At 40.3% G+C, this 16806-nt stretch carries 16 protein-coding genes; 9 read left to right on the top strand and 7 right to left on the bottom strand.

The features are described 5' to 3' along the window. Nucleotides 1-53 precede the first annotated feature (53 nt). The 6 genes from KSX81_RS24655 to KSX81_RS24680 form a co-directional block, all read right to left on the bottom strand. Entirely contained in the window at nt 54-1133 is a 1080-nt protein-coding gene (locus KSX81_RS24655; RefSeq protein ID WP_217725577.1) for a polysaccharide pyruvyl transferase family protein, read from the bottom strand. Between the two features lies 1 nt (nt 1134). After that, entirely contained in the window at nt 1135-2283 is a 1149-nt protein-coding gene (locus KSX81_RS24660; protein WP_217725578.1) for a Coenzyme F420 hydrogenase/dehydrogenase, beta subunit C-terminal domain, read from the bottom strand. Beyond that, on the bottom strand, nt 2280-3272 hold the full coding sequence (locus KSX81_RS24665; RefSeq protein WP_217725579.1) for an acyltransferase family protein: 993 nt from the start codon (nt 3270-3272) through the stop codon (nt 2280-2282). The genes KSX81_RS24660 and KSX81_RS24665 overlap by 4 nt, the downstream gene beginning before the upstream one ends. After that, entirely contained in the window at nt 3251-4786 is a 1536-nt protein-coding gene (locus tag KSX81_RS24670; RefSeq protein WP_217725580.1) for an MATE family efflux transporter, read from the bottom strand. Before KSX81_RS24670 ends, KSX81_RS24665 begins: the two co-directional genes overlap by 22 nt. A gap of 80 nt (nt 4787-4866) precedes the next feature. Then, on the bottom strand, nt 4867-5442 hold the full coding sequence (locus KSX81_RS24675; RefSeq protein WP_055234608.1) for a UpxY family transcription antiterminator: 576 nt from the start codon (nt 5440-5442) through the stop codon (nt 4867-4869). A gap of 353 nt (nt 5443-5795) precedes the next feature. Further along, nucleotides 5796-6749, bottom strand: coding sequence for a tyrosine-type recombinase/integrase (locus KSX81_RS24680; RefSeq protein ID WP_217725581.1), 954 nt, complete (start codon nt 6747-6749; stop codon nt 5796-5798). 128 nt (nt 6750-6877) lie between these two features. Between KSX81_RS24680 and KSX81_RS24685 the strand changes: the two genes are divergently transcribed. The 8 genes from KSX81_RS24685 (at nt 6878) to glyA (ending at nt 12931) form a co-directional block, all read left to right on the top strand. Further along, nucleotides 6878-7288, top strand: coding sequence for a DUF4119 family protein (locus KSX81_RS24685; RefSeq protein ID WP_121960463.1), 411 nt, complete (start codon nt 6878-6880; stop codon nt 7286-7288). Between the two features lie 228 nt (nt 7289-7516). Next, on the top strand, nt 7517-7861 hold the full coding sequence (locus KSX81_RS24690) for an SH3 beta-barrel fold-containing protein (RefSeq protein WP_151935176.1): 345 nt from the start codon (nt 7517-7519) through the stop codon (nt 7859-7861). Between the two features lie 23 nt (nt 7862-7884). Next, a complete protein-coding gene (locus KSX81_RS24695) occupies nt 7885-8664 on the top strand; it encodes a DUF4373 domain-containing protein (protein ID WP_217725582.1) in 780 nt (259 codons plus the stop codon). Nucleotides 8665-8776: 112 nt separating this feature from the next. Beyond that, nucleotides 8777-9718: an aspartate carbamoyltransferase gene (pyrB, locus tag KSX81_RS24700; protein WP_004295792.1), complete on the top strand. Its 942-nt coding sequence runs from the start codon at nt 8777-8779 to the stop codon at nt 9716-9718. Next, nucleotides 9715-10176 carry an aspartate carbamoyltransferase regulatory subunit gene (pyrI, locus tag KSX81_RS24705; protein ID WP_004295791.1) on the top strand — a complete coding sequence of 154 codons (462 nt, stop codon included), beginning with the start codon at nt 9715-9717 and terminating at the stop codon, nt 10174-10176. Before pyrB ends, pyrI begins: the two co-directional genes overlap by 4 nt. A gap of 16 nt (nt 10177-10192) precedes the next feature. Further along, nucleotides 10193-10762: a flavin reductase family protein gene (locus tag KSX81_RS24710; protein ID WP_004325806.1), complete on the top strand. Its 570-nt coding sequence runs from the start codon at nt 10193-10195 to the stop codon at nt 10760-10762. 16 nt (nt 10763-10778) lie between these two features. Next, nucleotides 10779-11516 (top strand): porin family protein, encoded by a 738-nt coding sequence (locus KSX81_RS24715; RefSeq protein ID WP_004295789.1) that lies wholly within the window; start codon nt 10779-10781, stop codon nt 11514-11516. Nucleotides 11517-11650: 134 nt separating this feature from the next. Next, nucleotides 11651-12931 carry a serine hydroxymethyltransferase gene (gene glyA / locus KSX81_RS24720; protein ID WP_004295787.1) on the top strand — a complete coding sequence of 427 codons (1281 nt, stop codon included), beginning with the start codon at nt 11651-11653 and terminating at the stop codon, nt 12929-12931. 338 nt (nt 12932-13269) lie between these two features. Here glyA and KSX81_RS24725 read toward each other — a convergent pair whose 3' ends face one another. Continuing rightward, nucleotides 13270-14937 carry a formate--tetrahydrofolate ligase gene (locus KSX81_RS24725; RefSeq protein ID WP_004295785.1) on the bottom strand — a complete coding sequence of 556 codons (1668 nt, stop codon included), beginning with the start codon at nt 14935-14937 and terminating at the stop codon, nt 13270-13272. A gap of 167 nt (nt 14938-15104) precedes the next feature. On the opposite strand from KSX81_RS24725, the gene aspT reads away from it, so the two are divergent. Next, the gene (aspT, locus tag KSX81_RS24730) at nt 15105-16799 is read left to right on the top strand and encodes an aspartate-alanine antiporter (RefSeq protein ID WP_004295784.1); all 1695 of its coding nucleotides are present in this window, start codon (nt 15105-15107) and stop codon (nt 16797-16799) included. The last annotated feature ends 7 nt before the right edge of the window (nt 16800-16806 follow it).

Here is a 16806-nt window from a genome sequence, read left to right on the forward strand (position 1 = left end):
TAATATCGGAAAGGAGTTAGCCAATGGATATCTTTTGACTATTGCATTATTCATCATTGTATAGCCTGCTTTATAAATGTGTCTGAAGTCCGGACTATAATATCTATATTAGGGATGTTATGAGACATTTCCTGAATATCCCCACTATCTACATCAACTGTCGAATTTTCTATGCCGAAAGTATTCATTACGTCCAAAGCTCGTCCATCTCCGGGCGAATTGAACAATACGGTTTTGAAAGGCTTGTTGAATATTATAGAAAATGCGGTTCCGTGAAACGATGTTGTAACGACACATGAGGCATTGGCAAACAATCCCACAAATTCAAAAGGAGATGCTGTTAATATTCGATTCTTCATTTTTTTATATTCAGCCTCTGCTGTTACTTCAACCACACTCATATGGTGTAATGTAGCATATTTATTTGCCATATCCAGTACCCTATCGTCTCTTTTTACTTGATATACAAGAAGGTATGGTTTATCTATAAAAGTTGGTTTAACAGCTATCTTTTGCCATTCATTGGCTGATAATAAAAAGACAGGGTCTACAACTTTCGTTATTTCTTTATTTATGAGTGGTTGCAAAATATTTTTAAGTTCTGACTCTCTAACTGAAATATTCTCAAAATTGGAGAGCACTTCTTTATATTTTTTATAGTCATCGGAGATGATTCGTTTGGCTTCAGTACTAGCTGCATAGGATATAAATTTGCCTTTATGACTGACACTTCCACAAAAGAATTTATCAAAGCCATTGGTAATTCTAGGATTCCAAACTTGGTCACTACCACAAATTATTATATCATAGCCTATAACCTCACTGTCTGTTTCCGTATATTTCCGAGTTGAAAGAGGTAAGCTATCTATAAATGATTGAAATTTGTCAGAACGTTCTTTTCTTTCCGTTAAGAACGGTAATATCCTAAGAACAAAGATAACTTTTCGTATTATATTAAGTCGGGAAATTCTACGCCAAGGCATAATACCATGAGACATGGTTAACGATTTGGGTCTATAATCTATAATCTCCGCATCATAGTTATTCTTCCGCAAATACGTTACTAAAGCATAGGCCTGCAACACGGCCCCATAATTGTGAGCACAATGAAATGTCAATATTCCTATCTTCATATTAAATGGATAATTTCCGCTTAATTTTGTCGATAAACATTCTTAGTTGATAACGATAACCTACATTTCCATATTTCCTGGCAACATACAAAAATCCTCTTTTTTGATAATCCTTTGCAAATTGATGCCAACGAGGATCTACAGACGAAGGATGCTGCAGATTGGGTTGCAATGAGTTCGTCAAGTCTACATGCTTTGTATGCAGCATATAAGAACATTTTTTTAAAAGGCTACACCCCTTATCTGTGTTACAAATAACAAGCGAGATTCCTTTATTGTCTGTATTCATTTCCGGTGCGACTTTTTCATATCCCCAAAAGTCTCCGATAGTCAAATCAGAAGGTCTGGAAAGATTGCAATATTTACAATGCTCACAAGATGACCTGGAGATTAATCCTGAATAAAAAAGATACCTTAACAGAAAGTCTTTATGAATAGAGTTATCTGCAAGAGTAAAACTTTCCATGTGTGGTTGGTTCCACCCAATGGATTTTTCTCGAAATTCTAATTTGATAACGTTTGATTTGAATTTTGATTCAGTATAGCCAAGATAGTCTTTCCATACAGAAGGACTGGGCACAGCATGACAAATAATGTCTACGAGAATGAGATTTTTTCTTTGAGCTTTTCCTATATAACTATTCAAACCTGCAGTTTGACATGGAGTACCAGAGAATAAAACAGCCAGACCTGCCTTCAAATCTTGCTTCACTTGGCGGAACACCGTATTCATATCGCTCTGTACATACTTACTTCCCTTGAATTCGTTACATTCTTCTTTTGTAGTTGCTCGTTTATGGACGACTCTATAATGGTCAGCATATCCTGCACCATACACTACGCCACCATGTTCCAGAATATAATCAGACATAGCAACAAATACAGCTCCAGAACGACTATATCTTAATTCTTCCTCATTTTTATGCCTTGCCGCATAAGCTAAAGGGTTATCTATATTTAAGCTTTTATCGTAATCGTCATTAAAAGCACACACCTTCTCACACAGACCGCAATCAACACACTTGCTTCGATCTACTTCCGGATAGAGAAATCCAAGCGCATCTGGCTTCATCGTGATAGCATCATGAGCGCAAATACTGGCACATGCAGTACATCCACAACAATCAGCCGGATTATTAATATTTATCATTGTATCAACCGGATTTTTCTTATTACTATTACAAAGACCATTGTTGAGAAAAACACTACAAATGGCGCAGTAAATGAGTATATATTTACTATAGAATTTGATGCTATCTTGCCAACTATCATACCGATGATTGATATAAAGAGAGGATGAAAGATGTATATGTAAAGCGAATCTTTATTCCCAATAGTCGAATATATAGTTGGTTCTTTCTTCTTGAATGATAATACTAGCAAGAATAGACATAGCGCAAGCAACGTGCTGCTAAAATAATGTTCACGTCCGGGATTCTTGTCTAAATATAGCAATACCCATTTTTCCATTAGAGACGTCAATGAGAATAAAATGCCTCCAATAAGCCAATAATAGTATTTAATTTTACTAATCTTGTCACTATACTTCTTTAGCCATGCCCCCAATGCAAAATATGGTAGACCGACAAACAAAAAGTTCCGTACATAGATAACTGGAAACTCTCTATCGAGAAGCAGTAAACTATACTTGCCCAATATCAAGTCTGTCAGCAATAATATAGGAATGGCATAGAACATATATTTCCAAATCTTATACTTGCTTATAATCATTACTATCAATAGTACATATAGGTATGCGCCCAGATACCAAAGATGACCGCCAAAAGGATTTTCATTAAAAACTATGAAATTAAATAATTCACGCAGCGATGGTATGTAAACACTCCCTTGATGTATCGCCACAGCTTCTTTATAACAAGCAAACAACAACGTAGACCATACGATAATGTGCAAAATATTCCTAGTACTGCGTCTTAATCTCGATATTTCTATATCACCATCGTTAAATAACAAATAACCACTAATCATAAAAAAGCAAGGCACTGCGCAACGTGTGAGTGGCAAGATGTAATCATGATATACACAATCAGTGTGAAGGAATACCACAAGGATTGCACATATAAACTTAAGAATATCTATTGAATAATTACGTTCTATCATCTTCTGATTTTTGCACATAAAGCACTTACCTTTGCCCAGACAAAAACTCTTTCTTCTTTACTGCATCCTATATAGAATATCGAAATTGATGTGGTAAGTATTGACACTACAGATATAATTAAAAAGGATAAAAAGGTTTCATTTATGTTCTTTAATAATAATATCGGTACAATCGCTGATGTTGACATTACCATCAGGACTTTTAAATACACATATTTCAAATACTTGACAGAAGATAATCCAATCATTCCTCTGAGCATATAAAGACGTGCAACTAAACAACATTGAGATATAAATATTGCAACAAACAATACAGATTCCGGTACACATCCTAAACGAAGAAAGATATATGATATAGGGAGATTCAGCATCTGCAAACCACCTACCATAATCTGATAGTTCCGAATTCTACCCGTAGCAAGCATGGCTGTAATCAGTGGATTTGAAATAGATTCACTCATGGCAAGAAGCAACGTTAGCCGCACAAACAGAACCGCATGTTCCGGCACCAATTTCAACCATAGTCCAAGAATGTAGTGAGTATTGATAATCACAGGCAATGAGAGCAACAACAACATATAAAATGAGAACTTCGCTCCTTGAAAGATAAGTGTCATCATATAATCGTAATTGCCAGAAGCATAAGATTTTGTAATTTGTGGATTTAATGCTGTCATGAAATTACTGACAAATCCTGAAATTGCTGAATTTACTTGCATAGCAATACCTTTAGCTGCATTTACAGATGGACCGAAAAACAAATTAATGACAACATTTCCACCTTGATCTCTTAACACGGATGAAGCAGCTCCAATGAAATTCCATCCTGCAAACCCAAACATATTCTTTAAAAGTTCTTTATCCCAACAAAAATGATAAGTACACTCTTTGAAATGCCTTTTACAATAATAGCCATAAGTAAAACGAATAATTACCGCTACAGAACACATCAAAATTGAATAAAACACCAATTTATCCATAGGAGCTATAACGATCAAATATGCAATAATAAGTTTGCCTATAGCTTCCAATATACTGATATAAGCAAAAGCCGACATTTTTTCATGTGCTATTATAGATGCGTTATATGGAACACTTATAAGATTTATGACAAAAGTGACAATAGAAAATTGGAGTACCCAATTAGCTGCCAGTATCCTATCTGCTGGAATAATCATCTTAGAATTAAGAAACCATACACCAACAAGCTCTATTAATATGACTACGATTAAAGATAACAATATTTGGATAGTAACCGATGCTGAAAATATCTTATTCAACTTACTTTGATCACCTTTCCCCAATTCAAAGGTAATAAATCTACTGATAGAAGCAGATAATGACCCCGATATTACCGAAAACATAGCTACAACGCCACCTACGACATTATATATACCAAAATCTTCAACTCCTAGAGCATCTAGTATGACACGTGAAGTATATAAACTCACGATCATCATAAAAAGCATACGAATATAGAGAAGTAAGGTATTCTTCGCTATTCGTTTATTGTTGTCTGTCGCTTGAGACATGTAAATATTTACTATATGCCTATAATACCTTTAAAGGTTATTCGGCACCTCCTATGTCATACTTTTGATTAATAATTTGATTATTGCCTCTCACCTATCGGCTCTACATACCCAACCGGCATATCCGCACAAGCACACCCCAGCATATTCAACCGGACAGCAATTTTGCTTCTGCCATCTATCATGACAAGTTCTCCTACAAGCCCTGTCAAGGGACCTTTAATGACACGCACTTTTTCACCACGTGCCAAAGGAGCACTATTCATACAAATTGCCTCTTCGGAATAGTCGAGCATAAAACGGAAACGAGCCATTTGTTCATCAGGAATGATAGTTGGACTGCTCTCACCACGCATTACCATATACCGACTAACTGTAGAAAAGGAAAGAACCTCTTTACGTTCTTTGGGATCAGCGTGTACAAAAACCATCATAGGAAGCAATACGGATTCAACCACTTTACGGCGGTCACTCCATTGATGTACTTCTTGCTGGACTGGTACAAAATTTTCAATCCCCATTTTATCTAAACGCTCGGCTACTTTCTTTTCATGATGCATACGGACCAGAGCGACATACCAGCGTTTAGAGTGTGCTACGCCTTCCCCTGTCCCAATACTAGGCCCAGCACTTAAAGTTTCTTTCGTTAGAATCATACTTTTTTACCCCTTACTTTTCCGTTACTTCTTAGGTAACGGATAAGGTACTCATTCACAGAAAAACAGATGAAAGCCCCAAAACATGGACAGGAACTGCCTACAAAGATGTTTTTCTAACCTACGCGAAGGGAAAAGCATCTCTAAAACAGAGTACAGGAATTTCAGGCATGATCAAACAGAATCATCATGTCCTGATATATTTTTGTTGCATATTTCAACAATTCAGAAAAAAAAGAAGATTTTACTTGTTTACTATTTGTATTTTTGCATATCTTTGCACCGAATAATTATCCGTTACCTAAGAAGTAACAGACATACTTATTCACTGATTTATAACACTTTATCGCCTATTATCCACCTAAACGATAGTTTCTAATGTAAGATAAATTCCCTTTATTTACCTCTGTACGTTCTTTGAGTTCAAAACCTTTTAAATAGATTTGTGTCGTTTTTATAGATTTATGCCCCAATGATTCACTGATCATTTCAATTGGCACTCCACGATACTTCGCTGTCGTTGCCCAAGAATGGCGCAGTGTATAAGAAGAAACCGGAGATTTCAACCGTAAAACTCTCGCCAAATCTTTCAAACGATTATTAAAATTCCGAAGAGCAGACTGATATTCACGGTATGCCCTTTCATCCTTCCGTTTTTTGTTACTACAAAGTATATCAAACAGATAATCCGGACAATCGGGAATGGGTTCCTGATTACTCCAGAGTTGATTTATCATTCCCCTGGCGGTATCCAATACTTCGACGCTCATGGGAGTTTTCGTCTTGATTCGATTATAGCGCAACACACTCTGATCTAAAGCTGATTTTTCCAAATGTGCTAAATCAGCAAATGACATTCCACAAAACTGAAACATCAGGGCGGCAATAATTTGTGTACGACGTAAACGTTCCGATTTGGGATCTTCATACAAAAGCTTATGTAATTCACCGGCAGGCAAAGCTTTCTTTTGCCGGACATCCACACCTGTATAGACATCATGAAACAATCGAGGAACATAAGGGGCACTCCCCGCTTCCACTCCCCGATTGTAAATACTACGAAGCATACGCATATACGTAGAAATCGTATTGGGCTTCAAACCACACTCATAAAGATACTGACCATAACGCCGTAAACGTTCCTTGGTAACTTGCTTGAACGACACATTCAATGTACCACAATACCTCCCGAAAGAATAAAGGGCGTTCTTATAAACGTGCGCCGTAGAATAACGCCCTTCCTTTCGTAAACGATTGATGTAGTTCTCACCACATCGACTAAATCCATTTTTATTCATCATTTGCATCACTAGTTATTTTATATATATACTATTTGGCAAGCGACAAAAGAACAAATCTTTTTGCAGGTTCAATTTCACTTTCCAGATATTATTCTCAAATTAACATTCATTAATATTGCAAAAATTAACTAATTATGAGAAGCGAAAAATCTAAAAAAAGAAGTAAAAACAACAAAGCAAAAAGAAATGTTCAAACAGTGGAAAAAGCCCCCGGAAGACAGTCAAAGGAAGAAATCATCAGTGAAGAAGAGCTGGAAAACAGAATAGCAATCAGTGGAGATATCCGCCTTTATCTCACCATGCATTTGAGAATCTTTATCGATGGATATTTCCACCATCCTAAGAAAAAAAAGCTGATAAATCTGGCCCAATATATCTATGACCAAAAAGTATTATACATTCACAAGCATGGCGGCTATAAGTTGATGGAACTTAGCAGTATACATGCAGAATTGGCGGCATTGAAAAAGTCTGTCGAAGAAGAATATATGAAAGAGAAAAAGGAAAAAAGAGAACAGGCTGAAAAGCTTAAAAGCAAGTACTAAGAAAAAATAATGGGACAAGTGAAATATAAGGCCTACCTTCGCCGCCGTTTTCAACCGGTCGGAAAACAACAAGAATTTCTCTCAAAAAATAGTGACGGTATGCTGTTGTCATAGCGTCACTATAATGAAAGGATAGTAACGCTATGACAACAGCATACCGTCACTATCCGACAGGGAATATTTACGTTTAAATAAAAACTTAATTTTTCAATCAAAAAACAGAAGAAAATGAGACAAAAGATCAAGAAAGGCAAGTTGGAAGCTTGCAAATTAGTATGGAAAAAACGTATTACTGCCGAAAAGGGGATTTCAGATAAATGTGCGGATAGAATTGTACAGGAGTGCATTAAACTAATAGAACACATGTTGTATGGAAATGCAATGATAGCTTTTCATAAGCAGGATGGTACGTTCTGCCTGGAAAGAGGAACACTGGTGGGATATGAAAAATTCTTTCATAGAGAATTTAATATCACAGCACAACAAGAGTCTATTATCTATTGGAGTGAAGAACAAAAAGGATGGAGAAGATTCATGATCGGAAATCTGATGGAATGGAAAGCTATTGTATAGTTTATAATAAAAAATACTGAATAATGAATATGATTAATAAAGGGATACCTTACTTCCCGACACCGGCAAACTTTTTTGACGAAGAAGTGATGGAATTATTAGAAGCTAAATTCGGAGTGTTAGCTTCTTACATGGTCATGCGGTTACTTTGCAAAATCTATAAAGAGGGATATTACATCTCTTGGGGGAAAGAACAAAATCTAATTTTCGTCCGCAAAGTAGGTGGCGGGATCAAAGAGGACATGATGGAAAAGATTGTCGATCTGTTATTGGAAAAAGGATTTTTCCATAAAGAAACCTACGAGAAACACGGTATACTCACTTCGGAACAGATTCAAAGGGTGTGGTTTGAAGCTACTACACGAAGGAAAATAGATTTCTCCCAACTACCTTATTTATTAGAGACCAAGAAGAAAAAAGGGATGCAAAAAGAAGAGTTGAACGCGGAAAATGCAGACATTTTTGAAACTCAAGAGGAGGTGAGTCAAGAAAATGCAGACATTTCCCGACAAACTAAACTAAAGGAAACTAAACTAAATTCTGAAGAAGAAGAAATTAACGATGCTTCGATTGAAATTCCGGGGTATGCCTACAATCTGGCTACACACAACATAGCAGGATTGATGGAGAGTCTGGACAACCATAAAGTGACTGACCCAAAAGAGAAACAGACGATTCTCCGGCTATCGGACTATGGCAGGAAAGGCACCCAGGTGTGGAAACTGCTCTCCAATACGGCCTGGAGTAAAATCGGAGCACCGGGGAAATATATCATTGCAGCGTTAGCTAGCGGACGGAAATAAACCGACTGATTAAAAGCTGATAAAAAAGGTACGAAAAATCTGTGCTTTTCACAAATTCTTCGTACCTTTACGCTCCGGTAAAACAAGTTCTATCCACATAAAAGATAACAAAATGGAAAACAGAAGTTTAGTAACCATTGCCGAACATTCTAAAGAAAAAATCCTCTACATGCTCGAAATGGCGAAGCAGTTTGAAATGAACCCCAATCGCCGGTTATTACAAGGAAAGGTTGTAGCAACCCTGTTCTTTGAACCTTCCACCCGTACCCGCTTGAGTTTTGAAACAGCTGCCAACCGTCTCGGTGCACGAGTAATCGGATTCTCTGACCCCAAAGCTACCAGCTCTTCCAAAGGGGAAACACTTAAAGACACGATCATGATGGTGAGCAACTATGCAGATATTATCGTCATGCGACACTATCTCGAAGGAGCTGCACGGTATGCCAGCGAAGTAGCCCCGGTGCCCATTGTCAACGCAGGTGACGGAGCCAACCAGCACCCGTCGCAGACGATGCTCGATCTCTACTCTATCTACAAGACACAAGGAACGCTGGAAAATCTGAACATTTTCCTGGTGGGTGACTTGAAATACGGCCGCACCGTACATTCTTTGCTGATGGCGATGCGACACTTTAATCCGACTTTCCACTTCATCGCTCCCGAAGAGCTGAAAATGCCGGAAGAATACAAACTTTACTGTAAAACGCACCAAATAAAATACGTTGAACATACGGATTTTACCGAAGAGATTATCGCTGACGCCGATATTCTGTACATGACCCGTGTGCAACGCGAACGTTTCACCGACCTGATGGAATATGAACGGGTGAAGAATGTATATATTCTCCGTAACAAAATGCTGGAAAACACACGTCCGAACCTGCGTATCCTGCACCCGCTTCCCCGTGTCAACGAAATTGCTTACGATGTGGATAACAATCCGAAAGCATATTATTTCCAACAGGCACAAAACGGTCTGTATGCCCGCGAAGCAATCCTTTGCGATGTATTAGGTATCACATTAGATGACGTTAAAAACGATATTTTATTATGAGCGAAAATAAACAAGCATTGCAAGTAGCTGCCCTGAAAAACGGGACAGTGATTGACCATATCCCATCCGAAAAGCTCTTTACCGTAGTGCAACTGCTCGGTGTGGAACAGATGACTAGCAATATCACTATCGGATTCAACCTCGACAGCAAGAAGCTGGGTAAAAAAGGGATCATCAAGATTGCAGATAAATTCTTCTGCGACGAAGAGATTAACCGTATTTCAGTAGTTGCCCCGCACGTCAAGCTGAATATCATCCGCGATTACGAAGTAGTGGAAAAGAAAGAGGTGAAAATGCCGGATGAACTTCGGGGCATCGTGAAATGTGCCAATCCGAAATGTATCACCAACAACGAACCGATGGCCACTATCTTTCATGTGATAGACAAGGATAATTGTATCGTAAAGTGCCATTATTGCGAGAAAGAGCAGAAACGTGAAGAGATTACAATCCTCTGAATAAACGTATAGCCCTATGAAACAGGACTGGAAACCAGGAACGATGATCTATCCGCTGCCGGCTGTACTAGTCAGCTGCGGAAAGGAAGAAAGCGAATATAATATGTTCACAGTAGCATGGACGGGTACGATTTGTACAAACCCGCCCATGTGTTATATATCCGTACGTCCGGAACGCCATTCTTATGACATTATCAAAAAAAACATGGAGTTTGTCATCAACCTGACAACGAAAGATATGGCTTTTGCCACTGACTGGTGCGGAGTTCGTTCGGGACGTGATTATCATAAATTTGATGAGATGAAGCTGACACCCGGACAGTGTACGGTGGTTAGTGCTCCGTTGATTGAAGAATCTCCTCTCTGCATTGAATGCCGTGTGAAAGAAATCATCTCTCTCGGCTCACACGATATGTTTATCGCTGACGTAGTAAATGTGCGTGCGGACGACCGGAACCTGAATCCTGAAACCGGAAAGCTGGAACTGGCCGAAGCCAATCCGCTGGTATATGTGCACGGAGGATATTATAATCTGGGAGAGAAAATCGGTAAGTTCGGTTGGAGTGTAGAAAAGAAGAAATCATAAAAAGTGCGATATTGCCATGAATATGCTGCGTAAATTCATCCTTCCCGGTTTGTTAGCTATAGCCTGCACGGCTGTCGGCCAGAACTATAACGCAGAAAAAGTAGACCGCCCCAATACAAAAAAAATAAATATCGGTATCAAGGCGGGATTCAACTCTTCCATGTTCATGGTGTCTGAACTGAAAATTAAGGATGTAACTATCGATGAGGTGCAGAATAACTACAAGATAGGTTATTTCGGCGCCCTCTTTATGCGCATCAACATGAAGAAGCATTTCATTCAGCCGGAAGTGTCCTATAATGTAAGCAAATGTGAGATCACTTTCGATAAGCTCGGTTCGCAGCATCCTGCCATCGAGCCTGATTATGCTTCCGTGCAATCGGTGTTGCACAGTGTGGATTTCCCTATTTTATACGGCTATAATGTGGTGAAAAAAGGGCCTTACGGAATGTCTATCTTCGCAGGCCCCAAACTTCGCTACTTATGGGGAAAACACAATGAAATCACTTTTAAGAATTTTGACCAAAAAGGGATTCACGAAAGGCTGTATCCGTTCAATGTCAGTGCAGTGATCGGTGTAGGCGTCAACATCTCCCGTATCTTTTTCGATTTCCGCTACGAGCAAGGCATCGGAAATATCTCCAAGTCCATCATTTACGACAATATCAATTCCGACGGCAGCACAGGAGTGAGCAACATTATTTTCCGTCGCCGTGACAGCGCGTTAAGTTTTTCGCTGGGATTCATCCTTTAAGAATAAAATATCATTAAATCCGGCTTTTTACTAACATTTTTCTTGTACTTCCTTCATTCTTTATTTATTTTCATTAACTTTGTGCGCTTAAAATAGGTATCTCGAATTAGAAATTTAATCTTACTTATAAAAGAATGAAAAGAGACGACATCATTTTCGACATCATCGAAAAAGAGCATCAACGTCAGTTGAAAGGAATCGAGCTTATTGCATCAGAAAATTTTGTGAGTGACCAGGTTATGCAGGCAATGGGTTCTTGCCTGACTAACAAGTACGCAGAAGGTTATCCCGGCAAACGTTATTACGGAGGTTGCGAAGTAGTAGACCAAAGCGAACAAATCGCTATCGACCGCCTGAAAGAAATTTTTGGCGCGGAATGGGCAAACGTACAACCACACTCGGGAGCACAAGCTAATGCTGCTGTTTTCCTCGCAGTTCTGAATCCGGGCGACAAATTCATGGGATTAAATCTTGCACACGGCGGACACCTTTCTCATGGCTCACTGGTAAACACTTCCGGTATCATCTATACTCCTTGCGAATATAACCTGAATCAGGAAACTGGACGCGTTGACTACGACCAGATGGAAGAAGTCGCTCTACGTGAGAAACCGAAAATGATTATCGGTGGTGGTTCTGCATACTCTCGTGAATGGGATTACAAACGTATGCGTGAAATCGCCGACAAAGTAGGCGCTATCCTGATGATTGACATGGCTCACCCTGCCGGCCTGATCGCTGCCGGAGTGCTCGAAAATCCGGTTAAATATGCACATATCGTCACTTCTACTACACATAAAACACTTCGCGGACCTCGTGGTGGTGTCATCATGATGGGTAAGGATTTCCCCAATCCGTGGGGAAAGACCACTCCGAAAGGTGAGATCAAGATGATGTCTCAATTACTGGATTCTGCCGTATTCCCAGGGGTTCAAGGCGGACCGTTGGAACATGTAATTGCTGCTAAAGCAGTTGCTTTCGGTGAAATCCTGCAACCTGAATTTAAGGAATATGCTAAACAAGTACAAAAGAACGCTGCTGTACTTGCACAGGCTTTGATTGACCGTGGCTTTACTATCGTTTCCGGTGGTACAGACAACCACTCTATGTTGGTCGACCTGCGTAGCAAATATCCTGAACTGACAGGTAAAGTGGCAGAAAAAGCATTGGTTTCTGCCGATATTACTGTTAACAAGAACATGGTTCCGTTCGACAGCCGTTCAGCTTTCCAGACTTCCGGTATCCGTTTGGGTACTCCTGCTATCACAACTCGTGGTGCAAAAGAAGATTTGATGCTCGAAATTGCTGAAATGATCGAGACTGTATTGTCTAACGTAGAAAATGAGGAAGTTATTGCACAAGTACGTGCACGTGTCAATGAGACAATGAAGAAATATCCTCTTTTTGCTTATTAAAAAACGATTTCAAAGCTAATAGCTTCACTGTTATCAGCTTTATTTCTTATTTATAAGGTCTGCTCTTTGTGAAAGGAGCAGGCTTTTTTTATTTATTAACGGTCCCGCCCGAACCATCTGTCCATATTTTCGTTTTTCTTACTATAAAAGAAATATATGATGTCATATATCACTCATAGCAAGGACGAATTCAACCGTACAGTGTGCAAGAAGAGAAAACAGAAGCGCACTGGACTCTATATACAGTCATCCCCGTCTTTCCACATTTTATTTCATAGGGAAAGACGGGGATTTATTTTACCGGCATCATACCGGAATATTTTTTTGAGGTATATATTTTAGCTCAATCCTTCTATTTCTCCATCCACAATATCGATGTGCAATGCCTGCGGCTCCTTGGGTAATCCCGGCATACGAAGAATTTCTCCGGCAATGGCTACAATCATTTCAGCTCCGTTATTGATAACAATATCTTTAATATGGAACTCGAAGTTGTTTACCGCACCATAAATCTTTGGATCGGCAGAAAATGAATATTGTGTTTTCGCAATACAAACCGGATAATGAGTAATTCCCATTTTCTCGATCAGTTTGATACGGTTGCGGGCAATACTGCTATAAGTAATAACGCTGGCTCCGTAAATATTAGTGGCTACCTTTTCAATCTTCTGCTGTATGCTATCTTCTTCTTTATAAGTGTAGCGTAAAGATTCGGACGGATTGTTCTCTATGGTATCTACTACCAGACGGGCCATATCTACTGCTCCCTCTCCTCCTTCACTGAACGCATTGTTAATGGCGAAACCCACTCCCAACTGTTCGCAATGTTCGCGCAGTAATTCCATTTCTTCATCCGTATCGGATGCAAACTTATTGAAAGCTACGATGATGGTCTGACCGAATGAGCGAAGGTTACGAACGTGTTTGTCGAGATTACGCAATCCTTCTTTCAAGCCTTCCATATTCGGCTCTTTGATACGGTCGAGACTGACACCTCCGTGCATCTTTAATCCTTGTGCCGTAGCGACAATCACCGTGAGACGTGGTTGGAGTCCGCTCTTGCGGCATTTGATATTATAGAATTTTTCTGCACCGAGATCGGCACCGAATCCGGCTTCTGTTATTACATAATCACCGAAAGACATTGCCAATTTAGTGGCCAGAATAGAGTTACAACCATGTGCGATATTAGCAAACGGACCACCATGTACAAAAGCAGCGGTTCCTTCGGTAGTCTGCACTAAATTAGGATGGATAGCATCTTTCAACAACACAGTGATGGCTCCTGCCACTCCCAAATCTTTCACAGTAAAAGGTTGGTCGTCATACGTGAAGCCCAACAGGATATTTTCAATACGGCGACGCAGATCACTCACATCTTTGGAAAGGCAAAGAATTGCCATAATCTCCGAAGCAGGAGTAATATCGAAACCGGACTCTTGGGTAATCCCGTTCGATTTAGGTCCGAGGCCGACAACGATGCTGCGCAACGAACGGTCGTTCACGTCAAGCACTCTCCGCCAAAGAATTTCTTTCAATCCGAAACCTTTTGCCTGGTTCTGATAGAGATAATTATCGAGCAGGGCGGAAATCATGTTATGGGCAGAAGTGATGGCATGAAAATCTCCGGTAAAATGGAGGTTAATTTTGTCCATCGGAAGCACTTGTGCATATCCCCCACCGGCTGCTCCTCCCTTCATTCCGAAACATGGACCGAGAGACGGCTCGCGAAGAGCGACAATCGCATTCTTTCCAATTTTATTCAATCCCAAAGCGAGACCGATAGATACTGTAGTTTTGCCAATGCCCGCTTTGGTTGCTGTGATAGCAGTTACCAGAATGAGATTGCTTTTCTTCACTTTCTCTTCATCAATCAGTTGTTCGGGGATCTTTGCTATGTAGCGGCCATAATTCTCCACTTCCTCACGAGGGATTCCGATACCTTCGGCAACTTGCTTAATCTTCTTCAGCTCAATACTGCGAGCTATTTCTATGTCTGATTTCATACAGAATATGATTAGTTTTATTTTTGAAGGAACAAAAGTATAACAAAAAAGCGAAATAGAGAAATTTAAAGTTCGACGGATATTATATCTCTATTTTTCATAACACAACAAACTCTTTTTACGCTATAACTGTTGTAAATGACATAACCTAAAACAACAACTTAATTATGGAATGGATTATTAATCAACTAAGGGTACATCCTGAACTTGCTATTTTCCTGACGCTCTTTGCCGGGTTCTGGCTTGGCAGACTCAAAATAGGGAAATTCTCCTTGGGGACAGTCACCAGCGTTCTTCTGGTCGGAGTATTGGTCGGACAACTGAATATCACTGTAGATGGTCCGATGAAAGCTGTGTTCTTTCTGCTTTTCTTATTTGCCGTTGGCTATAAGGTAGGTCCGCAGTTTTTCCGCGGATTGAAGAAAGACGGCCTGCCACAAGTGGGATTTGCCGTACTGATGTGTATTGTCAGTCTGGTAGCCCCGTGGATACTGGCCAAAATCATGGGATATCATGTAGGAGAAGCTGCCGGACTGTTGGCAGGCTCACAAACAATATCCGCCGTTATCGGCGTGGCAAGCGATACGATCAACCAGCTGGGAATCAGCGATGCACAGAAAGCCACGTTCATCAATGCAATTCCGGTAGCGTATGCCGTAACTTATATTTTCGGAACGGCCGGTTCGGCGTGGATTCTGGCTTCTCTCGGCCCTAAAATGCTGGGTGGACTGGATAAGGTGAAGGCCGACTGCAAGGAATTGGAGGCTCAAATGGGAACATCGGAAGCTGACGAACCCGGATTTTCCCCGGCTCTTCGTCCGGTTGTGTTCCGTGCTTATAAAATCACCAATGAATGGTTTGACAAAGGAAAGAAAGTCAGTGAACTCGAAGCTTATCTATGTAAAAATGATAAACGGCTGTTTGTAGAACGGATTCGTCAAAAAAGAGTGGTGAAGGAAGTAGATCCGAACCTGATTCTTCATAAGAATGACGAAGTGGTACTTAGCGGACGCCGTGAATTTGTGATTGGAGAAGAAGACTGGATCGGTCCGGAAGTGATTGATGCACAATTACTCGACTTCCCTGCAGAAACTCTTCCTGTAATGGTGACCCACCGGACTTTTGCCGGAGAAACGGTTTCCAAAATCAGGGCGCAGAAGTTTATGCACGGGGTTAGTATCCGGAATATCAAACGTGCCGGAATCAATGTTCCGGTATTGCCTAAAACGATTGTAGATTCGGGAGATATTCTCGAACTTACCGGTCTTAAACATGAAGTGGAAAGTGCTGCCAAACAAATGGGCTATATTGACCGGCCTACCAACCAGACGGATATGATCTTCGTTGGATTGGGTATTTTGCTCGGTGGTCTTTTCGGTGCACTGGCTATTCATCTGGGAGGTGTTCCTATCAGTCTTTCTACCAGTGGCGGCGCATTGATAGCCGGACTTCTGTTCGGTTGGCTACGCAGCAAGCATCCTACTTTCGGAGGTATCCCCGAACCTTCTTTATGGGTATTGAATAATGTAGGACTGAATATGTTTATCGCAGTGGTCGGTATCGCCGCAGGTCCCAGTTTCATTGCCGGATTCAAGGAAGTAGGCGTCAGTCTGTTTATCGTCGGCGCATTGGCAACGGCCATTCCTCTCCTCGCCGGATTGCTGATGGCGAGATACTTGTTCAAATTCCACCCTGCCCTGTCATTGGGATGTACGGCAGGAGCACGTACTACAACAGCTGCATTGGGAGCTATTCAGGATGCAGTGGAAAGCGACACACCGGCATTAGGATATACGGTGACGTATGCAGTCGGCAATACGCTCCTGATTATCTGGGGAGTTGTCATCGTACTACTTATGTAAAACTATA

This window comes from Bacteroides sp. MSK.18.37 (assembly GCF_019129155.2).
GTDB lineage: Bacteria > Bacteroidota > Bacteroidia > Bacteroidales > Bacteroidaceae > Bacteroides > Bacteroides ovatus.

Bases quoted from the DNA above. Each gene is read 5' to 3' on its own strand.
- KSX81_RS24655 (WP_217725577.1), bottom strand. From the start codon at position 1,133: ATGAAGATAGGAATATTGACATTTCATTGTGCTCACAATTATGGGGCC.
- KSX81_RS24660 (WP_217725578.1), bottom strand. From the start codon at position 2,283: ATGATAAATATTAATAATCCGGCTGATTGTTGTGGATGTACTGCATGT.
- KSX81_RS24665 (WP_217725579.1), bottom strand. From the start codon at position 3,272: ATGTGCAAAAATCAGAAGATGATAGAACGTAATTATTCAATAGATATT.
- KSX81_RS24670 (WP_217725580.1), bottom strand. From the start codon at position 4,786: ATGTCTCAAGCGACAGACAACAATAAACGAATAGCGAAGAATACCTTA.
- KSX81_RS24675 (WP_055234608.1), bottom strand. From the start codon at position 5,442: ATGATTCTAACGAAAGAAACTTTAAGTGCTGGGCCTAGTATTGGGACA.
- KSX81_RS24680 (WP_217725581.1), bottom strand. From the start codon at position 6,749: ATGCAAATGATGAATAAAAATGGATTTAGTCGATGTGGTGAGAACTAC.
- KSX81_RS24685 (WP_121960463.1), top strand. From the start codon at position 6,878: ATGAGAAGCGAAAAATCTAAAAAAAGAAGTAAAAACAACAAAGCAAAA.
- KSX81_RS24690 (WP_151935176.1), top strand. From the start codon at position 7,517: ATGAGACAAAAGATCAAGAAAGGCAAGTTGGAAGCTTGCAAATTAGTA.
- KSX81_RS24695 (WP_217725582.1), top strand. From the start codon at position 7,885: ATGAATATGATTAATAAAGGGATACCTTACTTCCCGACACCGGCAAAC.
- pyrB (WP_004295792.1), top strand. From the start codon at position 8,777: ATGGAAAACAGAAGTTTAGTAACCATTGCCGAACATTCTAAAGAAAAA.
- pyrI (WP_004295791.1), top strand. From the start codon at position 9,715: ATGAGCGAAAATAAACAAGCATTGCAAGTAGCTGCCCTGAAAAACGGG.
- KSX81_RS24710 (WP_004325806.1), top strand. From the start codon at position 10,193: ATGAAACAGGACTGGAAACCAGGAACGATGATCTATCCGCTGCCGGCT.
- KSX81_RS24715 (WP_004295789.1), top strand. From the start codon at position 10,779: ATGAATATGCTGCGTAAATTCATCCTTCCCGGTTTGTTAGCTATAGCC.
- glyA (WP_004295787.1), top strand. From the start codon at position 11,651: ATGAAAAGAGACGACATCATTTTCGACATCATCGAAAAAGAGCATCAA.
- KSX81_RS24725 (WP_004295785.1), bottom strand. From the start codon at position 14,937: ATGAAATCAGACATAGAAATAGCTCGCAGTATTGAGCTGAAGAAGATT.
- aspT (WP_004295784.1), top strand. From the start codon at position 15,105: ATGGAATGGATTATTAATCAACTAAGGGTACATCCTGAACTTGCTATT.